Origin of the sequence: Amycolatopsis sp. cmx-11-32, assembly GCF_047608695.1 — a bacterium.
Lineage (GTDB): Bacteria > Actinomycetota > Actinomycetes > Mycobacteriales > Pseudonocardiaceae > Amycolatopsis.
Window position 1 is genome coordinate 132,605 of sequence record NZ_JADNQN010000015.1, and the last position, 12,875, is coordinate 145,479.

The window sequence follows — 12,875 nt, forward strand, 5'->3', positions numbered from 1 at the left end:
TATGCGGCGACTTCGTATTTCGGCCCTGCTCGCGGCGGGGGTTCTCGTGGTGGCCGGTTGCTCGGCCCCCGGCCCCGAAGAGGTGACCTTCTTCGCCGACGGGAAGACGGTGAACGTCACCCCGTTGGCGTCCTGCGACATCACGAGCGCCCAGTGCACCACCAAACCCGACGCCGCGGGCAAGCTGCGTGTCCGGCCGGGGAAGCCGGTGCAGATCTCGGTGCCGAGCGGGATCGCGGAAACGCCGTGGAAGGTCACGGTGCAGTACGTGAACGCCCACGGCGAGCCGCAGGAACTGAAGCAGGACATCATCACGTCGCTGGACCGGTTCGCCTACACCGTGACGACACCCCGGCCCGACGACCAGATCCTCGTCGTCGAGGTGGCGCAGGCTTCGGTGATCAGCCAGACGGGGCGTCCGGAGGACGCGGAAGCGGTCACCACGGCGATCTGGTCGCTCCAGGTGGAACCGCCCACCCTCTGAGCGCAGCGCGTGCTATGAACGGCCCGTTACTTGCAAATTTTGCAAGTAACGGGCCGTTCATAGCATCCGGAGGGGTGCAGATCAGGGATCGAGGTCCCGGGCGACGGCGCGCATGATCTCGGCGATCTGCTTCGTGTTCTTGCGGTCCGGGTAGCGGTTACGCCGCAGGTCCGGCTGCGCTTTGAGCTCGAGCAACTTGATCATGTCCTCGATGAGCCCGTGCAGCTCCTCGGCGGGACGGCGGCGCGCCTCGGCGACCGAGGGCGGCGGGTCCAGCAGCCGGACCGAGAGCGCTTGGGGGCCGCGGCGGCCGTCGGCGACACCGAACTCGAGGCGCTGGCCAGCCTTGAGCCCTTCGACGCCCTGCGGCAGCGCGGCTTTACGGATGTAGACGTCGGCGCCCCCATCCTGGGTGACGAAACCGAAACCCTTCTCCGCGTCGTACCACTTGACCTTGCCGGTCGGCACTTCCCTCACCAATCCTTTGCTGTCCCGCTCACAACGAACGCGCCCGGGGGCGTACCCAGGGCGCGCGTCCCGTAAGCGTATCTCGACACCTGCCCTGTGGAGAAGCGGATACCGGCGGATACCCTTTGTTTCATGGAGACCGCAGCAAAGGAGGCCGCCGTGGCCGTCCCCGAAAAGCCCGGCAAGCCCATCCTCATGCGCGTGGGCATCGGCCTGTTCGCGATCGGCATGATCGCCGTCACAGCCGTGTTCGTCCTGTTCGCCGCCGGGTTGGAGAACCTGCCGGTGTGGCTGTCCGCCGCGGCGGGCGTGGTCACCCCGCTGGGTCTGGCTCTCGGCCTGATCGCCCTGGTTCGCGAGGCTCGCCGAAAGAGCTGAACCAGCCGGGGAACTCGGTCAGGGAATCGAACACCACGTCGGCCCCTTCCGCGAGCAGTTCGGCCTTGGTGCACGGGCCCGTCGTGACCCCGACGGGTACCGCACCCGCCGCCAGCGCGCCGCGGACGTCGCCGAGGTGGTCCCCGACGTAGACCTGGGCGCCGTGCTCGGTGAGCGCGGCGGCCTTCTGTGTCGACCACAGCTCACCGACCAGGACGTCGACCTCGAGACCGAGGGCGTCCAGGTGCAGTTTCGCGTTGGGTCCGTACTTCCCGGTGACGACGACGGTGCGTCCGCCCGCTTCGCGGACCGCGTGCAGTGCTTGGGCCGCCCCTGGCAGCGCGACCGTCACCGGCACGACGGTCTCCGGGTACATCGCGCGGAACCGCGTCACCAGTTCCGGGATGCGCTCTTCCGGTGCCCCGAACCCCCGCAGGCTGTCGTCGAGGGGCGGGCCGAGGTTGGCCGCGAAGAACTCTCCGTCCAGCGGCAGACCGGATTCCACGCCGAGCGCGTTCATCACCGCGACCATGCCCGGCCGCGGATCGATCAGTGTCATGTCGAGGTCGAACCCCACGGTGATGCCCACACCGCCACGGTAGCCGCCACCACCGACGGATTTACGCCGGACAGGTACTCGTCAACTCCTTTGACATGAGCGTGCTCTGTGTCAAGCTGGAAGTGTGGGCGAGATCACGAGCTTCTCCGATCGAACCAAGGCCTCTCTGCGGGGGGCGCTCCTCGAAGCCGCCACCGAACTGCTCACCGAGCGCGGCTTCACGGCGCTGCGGATGGCGGACGTCGCCGCGCACGCCGGGGTGAGCAGGCAGACCGTCTACAACGAGTTCGGCAACAAGGCCGCGCTCGCCGAGGCCGTCGTGCTCCGGACGACCTCGGAGTTCCTGGAGGGCATCCGGCTGCGCGTCGAGCACGCGCGAAACCTCCGCGACGGCATCCGCGAGGCCGTCGTCTACACCATCGAGCACGCCCGCGAGAACCGCCTGGTCGCCACCGCGCTGGGCACCGGGGCCGGTGAAGACCTCTTGCCGTTGCTCACCACCAAGGGCGAACCGATCCTGACCGCCGCCACCGAGGTCGCGGCCGGGCAGTACCGCGAGTTCGAGCCGTCGCTCTCGACGGGGTCCGCCGCGCTGCTGGCGGAGACCGTCGTGCGGCTTTCTCTGTCCCATCTCGTCATGCCGACGCATTCGGCCGACGAGGCGGCGGCTTCCGTCGTCGCCGTGCTGGCACCGGCCATCCGGGCACTGACCCACGATTCGAAGGAGACCTTGTGACCGACACGCTCTCTGAGCTGCGGACCGGTTTTTCCTCTCTGCGCAAGGGCGGGCTGAACTGGGACTCGTTCCCGCTACGGCTGTTCGCCAAGGGCAACAAGAAGTTCTGGAATCCCGCCGACATCGACTTCTCCCGTGAACGCGAGGGCTGGGACACCCTCAACCCGGAGCAGCAGCGGTCGGCGACGTACCTCGTGGCGCAGTTCATCGCGGGGGAAGAGGCGGTCACGGAGGACATCCAGCCGTTCATGCGGGCGATGTCCGCGACCGGCCGGTTCGGCGACGAGATGTACCTGACGCAGTTCTGTTTCGAAGAGGCCAAGCACACCGAGGTGTTCCGACGCTGGATGGACGCCGTCGGCCTGACCGAGGACCTGCATCCGTACGTCGCCGAGAATCCCCACTACCGCAAGCTTTTCTACGAAGAGCTGCCGCGGTCACTGCGGGCGCTGGAGGACGATCCCAGTCCGCTCAACCAGATCCGCGCGAGCGTCACCTACAACCACGTCATCGAAGGCAGTCTCGCGCTGACCGGGTACTACTCGTGGCAGCTGATCTGCACGCAGCACGACATCCTGCCGGGCATGCAGGAACTCGTGCGCCGCATCGGCGACGACGAACGCCGCCACATGGCCTGGGGCACCTTCACCTGCCGCCGTCACGTCGCCGCGGACGACTCGCTCTGGGACGCGGTGCAGCAGCGCATGGGCGAGCTGCTTCCCCACGCGCTCAACATGATCCAGTGGGTACAGGACCAGTTCGAGGAGGTCCCGTTCGACAACGACCCGGAGGAGATCATCCAGTACGCGGCCGATCGGGCGCAGCGCCGTCTCGGCGCGATCGAGTCCGCGCGCGGAATGCCGGTGGAGCAGATCGACCTCGACTACTCGCCGGAGAACCTCGAAGAGACCTTCGGTGAAGAAGACGCGAAGGCGATCGCCGCGGCCGCTACCAACTCCGCCGCTTAACGGGAGCTGAAGGGGACTTTGCCCGCGTCTCATGCGGTGAAGGGCGCTTTCCCCGCATCGCATGCGGGGAAAGCGTCCTTCACGGACTTACCTGGCTGGCCAGTAGACGGCGTGCCAGTTGCCGTCCGCGGCGACCGCGCCCCCCGCGATCGTCCCGTCGAGACCGATCAGCTGCGCCCGGCTGAAACCACCGCCCGGCAGCGTTCCGAGGTCGGTCCGCACCCCGTTCGCGTCCCAGAGCGAGGCGTTTCCCGCGCGGCCGACGATCCGGCCCCGCGGGTCGATGTCCTCGGCCTGACCGTCGGTGCCGGACAGCAGCGTCATCGTCCCGTCACTCGCCCAGCGCACCGGGGCGGGAAGGGAGCCGCTCGGGGAATCGACGTAACCCATTCCCACCGAGACCCCGGAACCGTTGAGCCCCAGTGCCTCCGTGGCGTACGGGTTCATCCAGCCGAGTTCGATCATGCGGCCGTCCGCGGTCCACTTCACCGCCGCGTGCCGGTCGTTGATCGTGGTCCTGCCGACGATCTCGCCGGAGGCGTTCAGCTCGCCGAACGAGCTGTACTCGTCCACGGGACCGAGCACGGTGACCTCGCCGGCGGCGTTCCAGCGCAAGATCCGGTTGCTGCCGTCGGCCTCGTGGAGTTGTCCGGCGATGAACCGCCCGTCACGGGTGATCGCGGTCGCGTAGTAGTTGCCCGCCACCGGCGGGGCGGCGAGCACCGTGACGTTCCCCGACGGGTCCCAGCGCAGCCCGCGCTGCCCGCCGTCGGCGTCCTGACCCGATCCGACGATGACGCCGAGCGTGCTGATCCCCGTCGCCTCCCAGGTCCGGCCGCCCGGCGGCGCGGGCAGTTCGGTGACCGCGCCGTCCGGGGACCAGCGCACGGCCCGCGTGCTCAGGTCCCGTCCGGTCGCGTTGCCGACGGCCACCCCGCTCCCGTTGATCGTTTTCGGCGAGCCGAAACCGCCGCCCAGTGACGGCAGCACGGAGATCCGGCCTGCCCGGTCCCATTTCACCGCGGTGCAGAAATGCGTGTGCGGCTCGGTACTGCAGGACTCCCCGACGAGCTGCCCCCGGTCGCCGACCGCGTTCACCTGGGTCATCTCGTCACCGGGCAGGAGACCGAGATCGATCGGGCCCGCCGCCGCGCTCGCGACCGCGGGAAGGGAGAGCGGAAGAGCCGCGGCCACCGCGAGCGTGGCCAGTAAACGTTTACTTCGTTGACTGAACATGTTTCCCCTGGGCGGCCCCCACCGTCCCGCGCTCTGCGGGACTTCCTGCCGCACGGGGAACACGTTTCAGCTCTGTGACAGGTTGCCCCGAAGTGTCAATCCGTTCGGGCGTGTTCGGTGGAGACCGCCGTTTCCGACCCGAGAATGCTGATCGACTGCTCCCGCATCTCGACCTTGCGCACCTTGCCGGTCACCGTCATCGGGAAGTCCTCGACGACGTGGACATAGCGCGGGATCTTGTAGCGCGCCAGCTTCCCCTCGCAGAACTCCCGCAGCGCCTCGATCGTCAGCGGTGACGCGCCCTCGTGCAGGCGGACCCACGCCATCAGTTCCTCGCCGTACTTCACGTCGGGGACGCCGATGACCTGCGCGTCGAGGATGTCCGGATGGGTGTGGAGGAACTCCTCGATCTCGCGCGGGTACAGGTTCTCCCCGCCGCGGATGACCATGTCCTTGATGCGGCCGGTGATGGTGACGTACCCGTCGGCGTCCATGATCGCGAGGTCGCCGGTGTGCATCCACCGCGCCGCGTCGATCGCCTCGGCCGTCTTGTCGGTCTGTTCCCAGTAGCCGAGCATCACCGAGTAGCCGCGCGTGCAGAGTTCGCCCGGCTCGCCGCGCGGCACGGTCAGCCCGGTCTCCGGATCGACGACCTTGACCTCCAGATGCGGCCCGACCCGCCCGACCGTCGAAACCCGCCGCTCCACCGAATCGTCCGCACGGGTCTGCGTGGACACCGGCGACGTCTCGGTCATGCCGTAGCAGATCGACACCTCCGCCATGCCCATCCGGTCGATGACCTGTTTCATCACCTCGACCGGACAGGGCGAGCCCGCCATGATCCCGGTGCGCAGCGAGGAGAGGTCGTAGGACTCGAAGTCCGGGTCGGCCAGCTCGGTGATGAACATCGTCGGAACCCCGTACAGGGACGTGCATTTCTCGGCCGCGACGGCTTCCAGCGTGGCCTTCGGCTCGAAGGCGGGCGCCGGGATGACCACGCACGCGCCGTGGCTGGTGGCGGCGAGATTGCCCATCACCATGCCGAAGCAGTGGTAGAAGGGCACGGGGACGCAGATCTTGTCGGCTTCGGTGTAGTCGCAGAGTTCGCCGACGAAGTAGCCGTTGTTCAGGATGTTGTGGTGGCTCAGCGTGGCGCCCTTGGGGAAACCCGTCGTGCCGGAGGTGTACTGGATGTTGATCGGATCGTCCGCGGACAGCTCACTCTGCCGTTCGGTCAGCGGCGCGCGGTCGGCTTTTCCCCCGATCTCCAGCAGCGACTGCCACGCCGGGCTGTCGAGCAGCACCACGTGTGCCAGCGCCGGGCATTTCGGCCCCGCCTCGGTGATCATGCCGGCGTAGTCCGAGGTCTTGAACGAGTTCGCGGCCACGATGAGCTTGATCCCGGCCTGCTTCAGCACGTACTCGAGTTCGTGCGAGCGGTACGCCGGGTTGATATTGACCAGGATCGCGCCGATCTTCGCGGTGGCGTACTGGACGCAGGTCCACTCCCACCGGTTCGGTGACCAGATGCCGACGCGGTCGCCCTTGGCGATCCCGAGGTCCAGCAGGCCCAGTGCGAGCGCGTTCACCTCGGCGGCGAGTTCGTTGTAGGTCCAGCGTTTCCCGGCCGCCCGGTCGACGAGCGCGTCCCGGTCGCCGAAGGCGGCCACGGTGCGGTCGAAGTTGTCACCGATGGTGTCCCCCAGCAGCGGGGCGTCCGAGATTCCCGACGCGTAACTGCGCTGATGGGTTCTTTGCGGGAAAGCGTGCCTCGAAACCGGCAAGGCGGGGGCGTCAGGCATGGAGACTCCTGCGTTCGGCGGCATCGACACGTCGAGTCTAGAAAACCCCGGTGACCTGGACCACCTGCGAGTGGAGACCCACGACACCTCGGGGGAAACCCGGAGGCCGGGCTCCCGGATGCCCGATATCGTCGAAGACATGCGCCTCTACATCGTCGACGCCTTCACCTCCGAGGCCTTCGCCGGCAACTCAGCCGGAGTCGTGCTGCTGGACTCGCCGGGCGACGCGGGCTGGATGCAGTCCGTCGCGGCCGAGTTGAAGCACGCCGAGACGGCCTTCGTCGAGGTGGGAGGCGAAGGACCGAAGTCGCTTCGCTGGTTCACGCCGGAGACCGAGGTCGACCTGTGCGGGCACGCGACACTGGCGACCACGCACGTCCTGGGCGGCGAGCAGACCTTCACGACGAGAAGCGGCGAGTTGCGCTGCCGCGCCGAAGACGGCTGGGTGTCGATGGACTTCCCGTCGGATCCGCCCCGGGAATCGGACGACGACCTGTCCTCGATCCTGCCGGGTGTCTCCTTCGAGTACGTCGGACGCAGTCACCAGAACGTGTTCGCGGTGGTGGACGACGCTTCGGTGGTCCGATCGCTCGGGCCGGACCTGGCCGCGCTGCGCGCGCACTGGACCGGACGGCTGATGGTCACCGCCACGGGCGACGTCGACGGGATCGACTTCGTCACCCGGTTCTTCGCGCCGGGCGTCGGCGTCGACGAGGACCCCGTGACCGGCTCCGCGCACTGCGTCCTGGCGCCGTACTGGGCCGCACGCCTCGGCCGGGACAAGCTGGTCGGCGAGCAGGCCTCGGCGCGCGGTGGCATCGTGCGGATGAATCTCGAAGGCGACCGTGTCCTGCTTTCGGGGCAAGCGGTCACCGTGGCCAGTGGGGAGTTGCACGTCTGATGCGCCTGATCCTGAACGTCATCTGGCTCGTGCTGTGCGGCCTGTGGATGGCACTCGGCTACGTCGTCGCCGGCGTCATCTGCTGCGTCCTGATCGTCACCATCCCGTTCGGCCTGGCGTCGTTCCGGATCGCGGCCTACGCGCTGTGGCCGTTCGGCCGCACGGTGGTCGACCAGCACGACGCCGGAGCGGCGTCCACGATCGGCAACGTCATCTGGTTCGTCTTCGCCGGGCTGTGGCTCGCGATCGGGCACGTGCTGACCGGGGTCGCGCTGTGCATCACGATCATCGGGATCCCGCTGGGCGTGGCGAACTTCAAGATGATCCCGGTCTCGCTGATGCCGCTGGGCAAGGAGATCGTGGAGCTGCCGTAAGGCGCCCCCGTGAGCTTTCCGCCTGGGTGAAGGGGACTGTCCCCGCATGGCACGAGGGGAAAGCGTCCTTCACGCGGCGAGGTTGCGCGATCCGCTCCCCGCGCCAGGTCGGCGAGGTAGCGACAGCCCCCGCCATGCTCAGTCCTCGGGCTCCCAAGGCAGCGAAATGATCAGGCAAGGACCTCCGACGAACAACCCGCCGTCGATCCCCAGCGCCTTCCCGCCCGCGTAGAGATAGGGCCCCTCGATCTGCGCCGGGTGGATGCCGAGCTGGTCGGCGATGACGCTGTGCCCGTGCACGATCCGCTCGCCACCGAGCCGGTCCATCAGCTGCTGCGCGACGTCGGCGCCATCCGGGCCGCGGAAGGCGTAGCGCGTGGTCATCCGCCGCCACACGTCCCACCAGGCCTGGATGTCGCTGCCTTCGAGGATCTCGCGGCCGCGCGCGTTGATCGCGTCGATGTCGGCACCCCAGTCGAGGTACTCGAGCGTGTCCGAGTGCATCAGCAGGTGGTCGGCGGCCAGCGTCAGCATCGGGCGCGAAGACAGCCATTCGATGTGCTGCGGCGTGAGCCGGTCCTGGTCGGCGAGCAGGCCGCCGTTGATCTCCCAGCTGCGCGCGAAGCTGCGCGGCCCGAAGTCGGACGGCACCTCCGTGTCGCCGAAGTGGTACATCCCGAGCAGCAGGATCTCGTGGTTGCCCAGCAGCGTCCCGCAGTGCCCGCCCGCCTTGGCGGCCTGCCGTTCCAGCCGCATCACCAGGTCGATGACGCCGACGCCGTCGGGCCCCCGGTCGACGAAGTCGCCGAGGAACCAGAGGGTGGCTTCACCACCGGCCCAGTCGTCGTCGGCGTCGAGCAGCCCCTTCTCCCGGAGCGCCCCTGCCAGCTCGTCCCGGTGTCCGTGCACGTCACCGACCACGTAGGTCGGTGACGGAGGCTGATCGTCGTGCATCTCTGTGACGATAATCCCTCCGCCCGCCGTTGCCTCGTTCAGCCTTCGCCGAACGGGTCGCCGGTCCGCCCGACCAGATCGGCTATCGAGTCGATGATCATGGTCGGCCGGTAGGGGTAGTGCTCGGCGCTTTGCCTGCTGGAGATGCCGGTCAGCACCAGGATCGTCTGCAGTCCGGCCTCGATTCCCGAGTGGACGTCGGTGTCCATCCGGTCGCCGATCATCAGCGTCGACTCCGAATGCGCGCCGAGCCGCCGCAGCGCCGAGCGCATCATCAGCGGGTTGGGCTTGCCGACGTAGTACGGCGAGCGGCCGGTCGCCTTTTCGATCAGCGCGGCGACCGAGCCGGTGGCGGGCATGGAGCCCTCCACGCTGGGGCCGGTGGCGTCGGGGTTGGTGGCGATGAACTTCGCGCCGCCCTCGATGAGCCGGATCGCGCGGGTTATCGCGCTGAAGCTGTACGTGCGCGTTTCGCCGAGGACGACGTAGTCCGGGTCGCGTTCGGTCAGCACATAGCCGACCTCGTGCAGCGCCGTGGTGAGCCCGGCCTCGCCGATCACGAAGGCCGAGCCGTTCGGCCGCTGCGACGCGAGGAATTTGGCGGTCGCCAGCGCGGAGGTCCAGATGGCCTCCTCGGGGATGTCGAGACCGGTCCGCTCGAGCCTCGCGCGCAGGTCACGCGGGGTATAGATCGAGTTGTTGGTCAGCACCAGGAAGCCGATGTCGTTGGCGCGCAGTTCCTTGAGGAACTCGTCCGCGCCGGGCACGAGGTGCTCCTCCTTGACCAGCACGCCATCCATGTCGCTGAGGTACGTCCAACGGCGCTCGTTCATGCCTTCAATCTAGACAGTCAGGCGAAGCCTGTCCGTTGAGGGCGGTGGCGGGGCGGGGTCCGGGCCTGGTGATCCGCGACGGCGTGAACGGCCACGGACGCCGCCTTGACCGAAAGGGTGACCGGTGTCCCTGGTTCGAGCGCCAGTTCGGCGACCGCGGCGGGGGTCAGATCGGCGGCGAGACCGGCCGCCCAGTCGTCACCGCGGGTCCGGACGCGGATCACCGGTCCGTGTGGTTCGAGCGCGTCGACGACTCCCTCGACGGTGTTGCGCGGGCTGCCCAGGTGTTCGCCGTCCCGCGGGTACACGGCGACGGCGCTGGGCGCGAAGACGGCCACAGCCGCTTCGCCCTCGACGACGTCCTCCGCCGGGATCCCCGCCAACTGCCCGCCTGACGTGCGCAAACCGCTCTCGACGGCGACGCCGGGCACCAGGTTCAGCCCGGCGATCCGCGCGGTGAACGCCGTGCGCGGCGCCGCGAGGACCTTCCGGGTCTCCCCGCGTTCGACGATCCGGCCGCCGTCGAGGACGGCGACGTGATCGGCCAGCGCCAGCGCGTCGAGGGGGTCGTGGGTGACCAGCACGGTCGGCGGCCCGGAACGCAGCACCCGCCGAAGCAGGCCGCGGATGGCGGGCGCCGCGTCGACGTCGAGAGCGGCGAAGGGCTCGTCAAGCAGCAGAAGTCCCGGCTCGGCCGCCAGCGCCCGCGCGATCGCGACTCGCTGCGCCTGGCCGCCGGAGAGCTGCGCGGGCCGCCGTCCGGCCAGTTCGAGCGCGTCCACTTCGGTCAGCCACTCCCGCGCACGTCTCTTCGCCTCGGCGCGTCCGGCGCCGGTCGATCGCGGCGCGAAGGCGACGTTGTCCAAAGCGGACAGATGCGGGAAGAGCAGGGCGTCCTGGGCGAGCAGGCCGATGCCACGCGCGTGCGGCGGCAGGCCCGCCAGGCCGCGGCCGTCCAAGGTGATCCGCGCCCGGTCCGGGCGGAGCAGCCCGGCGAGGCAACCGAGCACACTGGACTTTCCTGACCCGTTCGGGCCGAGAAGCGCGAGCACGCCACCGTCGGGTACGTCGAACTCGACGGCCAGTGCGAACTCGCCGCGCCGCAGGGCGATCTCGGCCGAGAGGGTCACGACCGGACTCCTTCGAGCGCGCGCGGCCGGGCGAGCGCGATCACCGCGACGGCGACCAGGATGAGCAGCAACGCGAGCGCCACAGCGCTGTCGACGTCGACCTCGGCCTGGGTGTAGACCTCCAGCGGCAGGGTCCGGGTCACGCCTTCCAGGCTGCCCGCGAAGGTGATCGTGGCGCCGAATTCACCCAAGGCTCGCGCGAAGCTCAGCACGATCCCCGAACCGAGCGCGGGCATCAGCAACGGCAGCGTGACCCGGCGGAACACCGTCCACGGCTTCGCGCCGAGCGTCGAGGCGACCCGTTCGTAGCGGTCACCGGCGCCGCGCAGGGCGCCTTCGAGGCTGACCACGAGGAACGGCATCGCGACGAACGTCTGCGCGATGACCACCGCCGCCGTGGTGAACGGCACCTGCTCACCGGTCAAAGCGGTCACCAGGATGCCGAGGAAACCCTTGCGGCCCAGCAGGTACAGCAGCGCGAGGCCGCCGACCACCGGGGGCAGGACCAGCGGCAGCAGTACCACCGCGCGCAGCACGCGGACGCCGCGCGCCCTCGACCGGGCGAGCACGACGGCGAGCGGGACACCGAGCAGCACGCAGGCCACAGTGGACAGTCCGGCCGTGACCAGTGACAGCTTGAGCGCGTTCAGCGACGACGGCGAAGCGATGAGACTCGGGAACCGGCTCAGGTCCGAGCGCACCAGCAAGCCGACCACCGGCAGCACCACCAGCGCCAGCGCGCAGACGGCCGGCGGCCACAGCACCCACGGCACCCCGGCCCCCGCGATTCGTCCTCTAGTTGCGGTCCTTGCGCGTGCATCTACCGCAACTAGAGGACTACTTGCGGGGTCAGGGCGCGCCAAAACCGACCTTCGCCAGCTCTTGCTTGCCTTCCGCACTGAGGACGAAGTCCCTGAACAACCCGGCGAGGTGAGCCTGGGGAGCGTCCTTGACCACCGCGATCGGGTAGTCGTTGATCGCGCTCGCCGACTCGGGGAAGTCCACCTTGTCCACTTTCCCGGCAGCCGACGTCGCGTCGGTGACGTAGACGAGACCGGCGTCGGCGTCGCCTGACCGCACCTTCGCGAGCACCGACTTGACGTCCTGCTCCTCGCTCGCCGGCTTGAGCGTGACCCCGGACGACTGCTGGACCTTCTTCGCCGCCGACCCGCACGGCACCTGCGGCGCGCAGACGACCACGGTCAGGCCGTCCTTGGCCAGATCCGCCAGGCCCTTGATGCCCTGGGGGTTGCCCTTGCCGACGGCGATGGCGAGCCGGTTGGTGGCGAACACCGATGGCTGCCCGTCGATCACCTCGCCCTTGGTGGCTTCGTCCATATTGGCGTGATCGGCGGAAGCGAACACGTCGGCCTTCGCGCCCTGGGTCAGCTTCTGGACCAGCGCCGAGGAACCCTCGAAGCTGAACTTCACGGTCACCCCGGAGTTCTGCGCCTCGAACCGCTTCCCCAGGGTCCCGAAGGACTCGGTCAGCGACGCCGCGGCGAACACCGTCAGAGTCCTCGCTTCGATCTGTGCGGTGACGGGCTGCTCCGAACCGCAGGCCGTCGCGGCCAGTGTCAGCGCGAGCAGGGCGGGCACATGCAGGGCAGAGGCGAGTCTCCTCATCGGCTTCCTTCCGGAGTCTCGATCACGACGGTGGTCGCCTTGACGACGGCGACCGCGAGCACTCCCGGCCGCAGCCCGAGTTCGCGGACGGCTTCGGAACTCATCAGGGAGACCACGCGGTGCGGGCCGCATTGCAGTTCGACCTGTGCCATCACCTTGTCCGTGATGACCTCGGTGACCAGGCCGACGAACCGGTTGCGCGCGGAGCGGCCGACGCTCGAAGGATCCTCGGGCTGTTCGGCCTGCGCCTTGGCGAACGCGGCGAGTTCGGCGCCGTCGACGACCTTGCGGCCCGCCGAGTCGTCGAACGCGGTCAACTGGCAGGCGCGCACCCAGCGGCGGACGGTGTCATCGCTGACTCCGAGCAGGCGAGCGGCTTCCGACAACCGAAATTGCGGCATGACAGGAGGATACTTGGCGCAGATG

At 68.9% G+C, this 12,875-nt stretch carries 16 protein-coding genes; 6 read left to right on the forward strand and 10 right to left on the reverse strand.

Annotated elements, in window-relative coordinates:
• Window position 1: 1 nt before the first annotated feature.
• Complete coding sequence (locus ACM6LR_RS33845) at window positions 2-484, forward strand: DUF2771 family protein (protein WP_414941645.1); 483 nt, start codon at window positions 2-4, stop codon at window positions 482-484.
• Between the two features lie 81 nt (window positions 485-565).
• Here ACM6LR_RS33845 and ACM6LR_RS33850 read toward each other — a convergent pair whose 3' ends face one another.
• A complete protein-coding gene (locus ACM6LR_RS33850) occupies window positions 566-952 on the reverse strand; it encodes a cold-shock protein (RefSeq protein WP_101610878.1) in 387 nt (128 codons plus the stop codon).
• Window positions 953-1,084: 132 nt separating this feature from the next.
• Between ACM6LR_RS33850 and ACM6LR_RS33855 the strand changes: the two genes are divergently transcribed.
• Complete coding sequence (locus ACM6LR_RS33855; protein ID WP_414941644.1) at window positions 1,085-1,330, forward strand: hypothetical protein; 246 nt, start codon at window positions 1,085-1,087, stop codon at window positions 1,328-1,330.
• Here the strand turns inward: ACM6LR_RS33855 and ACM6LR_RS33860 are convergent.
• The gene (locus tag ACM6LR_RS33860; RefSeq protein WP_414941643.1) at window positions 1,266-1,919 is read right to left on the reverse strand and encodes an HAD family hydrolase; all 654 of its coding nucleotides are present in this window, start codon (window positions 1,917-1,919) and stop codon (window positions 1,266-1,268) included. The genes ACM6LR_RS33855 and ACM6LR_RS33860 overlap by 65 nt on opposite strands.
• A gap of 94 nt (window positions 1,920-2,013) precedes the next feature.
• On the opposite strand from ACM6LR_RS33860, the gene ACM6LR_RS33865 reads away from it, so the two are divergent.
• Entirely contained in the window at window positions 2,014-2,625 is a 612-nt protein-coding gene (locus tag ACM6LR_RS33865) for a TetR/AcrR family transcriptional regulator (protein ID WP_414945246.1), read from the forward strand.
• Window positions 2,622-3,593: a R2-like ligand-binding oxidase gene (locus ACM6LR_RS33870; protein ID WP_414941641.1), complete on the forward strand. Its 972-nt coding sequence runs from the start codon at window positions 2,622-2,624 to the stop codon at window positions 3,591-3,593. Before ACM6LR_RS33865 ends, ACM6LR_RS33870 begins: the two co-directional genes overlap by 4 nt.
• An 87-nt stretch (window positions 3,594-3,680) precedes the next feature.
• Here ACM6LR_RS33870 and ACM6LR_RS33875 read toward each other — a convergent pair whose 3' ends face one another.
• Both ACM6LR_RS33875 and ACM6LR_RS33880 read right to left on the reverse strand, forming a co-directional pair.
• Window positions 3,681-4,829 (reverse strand): hypothetical protein, encoded by a 1,149-nt coding sequence (locus tag ACM6LR_RS33875; RefSeq protein WP_414941640.1) that lies wholly within the window; start codon window positions 4,827-4,829, stop codon window positions 3,681-3,683.
• Between the two features lie 95 nt (window positions 4,830-4,924).
• Entirely contained in the window at window positions 4,925-6,631 is a 1,707-nt protein-coding gene (locus ACM6LR_RS33880; protein WP_414941639.1) for an AMP-binding protein, read from the reverse strand.
• Between the two features lie 139 nt (window positions 6,632-6,770).
• On the opposite strand from ACM6LR_RS33880, the gene ACM6LR_RS33885 reads away from it, so the two are divergent.
• Window positions 6,771-7,532, forward strand: coding sequence for a PhzF family phenazine biosynthesis protein (locus tag ACM6LR_RS33885; protein ID WP_414941681.1), 762 nt, complete (start codon window positions 6,771-6,773; stop codon window positions 7,530-7,532).
• Window positions 7,532-7,906: a YccF domain-containing protein gene (locus ACM6LR_RS33890; protein ID WP_414941638.1), complete on the forward strand. Its 375-nt coding sequence runs from the start codon at window positions 7,532-7,534 to the stop codon at window positions 7,904-7,906. The genes ACM6LR_RS33885 and ACM6LR_RS33890 overlap by 1 nt, the downstream gene beginning before the upstream one ends.
• A 138-nt stretch (window positions 7,907-8,044) precedes the next feature.
• On the opposite strand, the gene ACM6LR_RS33895 is transcribed toward ACM6LR_RS33890, so the two are convergent.
• From ACM6LR_RS33895 to ACM6LR_RS33920, 6 genes are all read right to left on the reverse strand, one after another.
• A complete protein-coding gene (locus tag ACM6LR_RS33895; protein ID WP_414941637.1) occupies window positions 8,045-8,860 on the reverse strand; it encodes a metallophosphoesterase family protein in 816 nt (271 codons plus the stop codon).
• Between the two features lie 38 nt (window positions 8,861-8,898).
• A complete protein-coding gene (locus ACM6LR_RS33900; RefSeq protein WP_414941636.1) occupies window positions 8,899-9,693 on the reverse strand; it encodes an HAD-IIA family hydrolase in 795 nt (264 codons plus the stop codon).
• Window positions 9,694-9,710: 17 nt separating this feature from the next.
• Entirely contained in the window at window positions 9,711-10,823 is a 1,113-nt protein-coding gene (locus tag ACM6LR_RS33905) for a sulfate/molybdate ABC transporter ATP-binding protein (RefSeq protein ID WP_414941635.1), read from the reverse strand.
• Window positions 10,820-11,587 (reverse strand): ABC transporter permease, encoded by a 768-nt coding sequence (locus ACM6LR_RS33910; protein ID WP_414941634.1) that lies wholly within the window; start codon window positions 11,585-11,587, stop codon window positions 10,820-10,822. The genes ACM6LR_RS33905 and ACM6LR_RS33910 overlap by 4 nt, the downstream gene beginning before the upstream one ends.
• An 85-nt stretch (window positions 11,588-11,672) precedes the next feature.
• Window positions 11,673-12,449, reverse strand: coding sequence for a molybdate ABC transporter substrate-binding protein (gene modA, locus ACM6LR_RS33915; protein WP_414941633.1), 777 nt, complete (start codon window positions 12,447-12,449; stop codon window positions 11,673-11,675).
• Window positions 12,446-12,850, reverse strand: a complete 405-nt coding sequence (locus ACM6LR_RS33920) for a TOBE domain-containing protein (protein WP_414941632.1) — start codon at window positions 12,848-12,850, stop codon at window positions 12,446-12,448. The genes modA and ACM6LR_RS33920 overlap by 4 nt, the downstream gene beginning before the upstream one ends.
• Between the last annotated feature and the right edge of the window lie 25 nt (window positions 12,851-12,875).

Bases quoted from the DNA above. Each gene is read 5' to 3' on its own strand.
- ACM6LR_RS33845 (WP_414941645.1), top strand. From the start codon at position 2: ATGCGGCGACTTCGTATTTCGGCCCTGCTCGCGGCGGGGGTTCTCGTG.
- ACM6LR_RS33855 (WP_414941644.1), top strand. From the start codon at position 1,085: ATGGAGACCGCAGCAAAGGAGGCCGCCGTGGCCGTCCCCGAAAAGCCC.
- ACM6LR_RS33875 (WP_414941640.1), bottom strand. From the start codon at position 4,829: ATGTTCAGTCAACGAAGTAAACGTTTACTGGCCACGCTCGCGGTGGCC.
- ACM6LR_RS33880 (WP_414941639.1), bottom strand. From the start codon at position 6,631: ATGCCTGACGCCCCCGCCTTGCCGGTTTCGAGGCACGCTTTCCCGCAA.
- ACM6LR_RS33885 (WP_414941681.1), top strand. From the start codon at position 6,771: ATGCGCCTCTACATCGTCGACGCCTTCACCTCCGAGGCCTTCGCCGGC.
- ACM6LR_RS33890 (WP_414941638.1), top strand. From the start codon at position 7,532: ATGCGCCTGATCCTGAACGTCATCTGGCTCGTGCTGTGCGGCCTGTGG.
- ACM6LR_RS33895 (WP_414941637.1), bottom strand. From the start codon at position 8,860: ATGCACGACGATCAGCCTCCGTCACCGACCTACGTGGTCGGTGACGTG.
- ACM6LR_RS33900 (WP_414941636.1), bottom strand. From the start codon at position 9,693: ATGAACGAGCGCCGTTGGACGTACCTCAGCGACATGGATGGCGTGCTG.
- modA (WP_414941633.1), bottom strand. From the start codon at position 12,449: ATGAGGAGACTCGCCTCTGCCCTGCATGTGCCCGCCCTGCTCGCGCTG.
- ACM6LR_RS33920 (WP_414941632.1), bottom strand. From the start codon at position 12,850: ATGCCGCAATTTCGGTTGTCGGAAGCCGCTCGCCTGCTCGGAGTCAGC.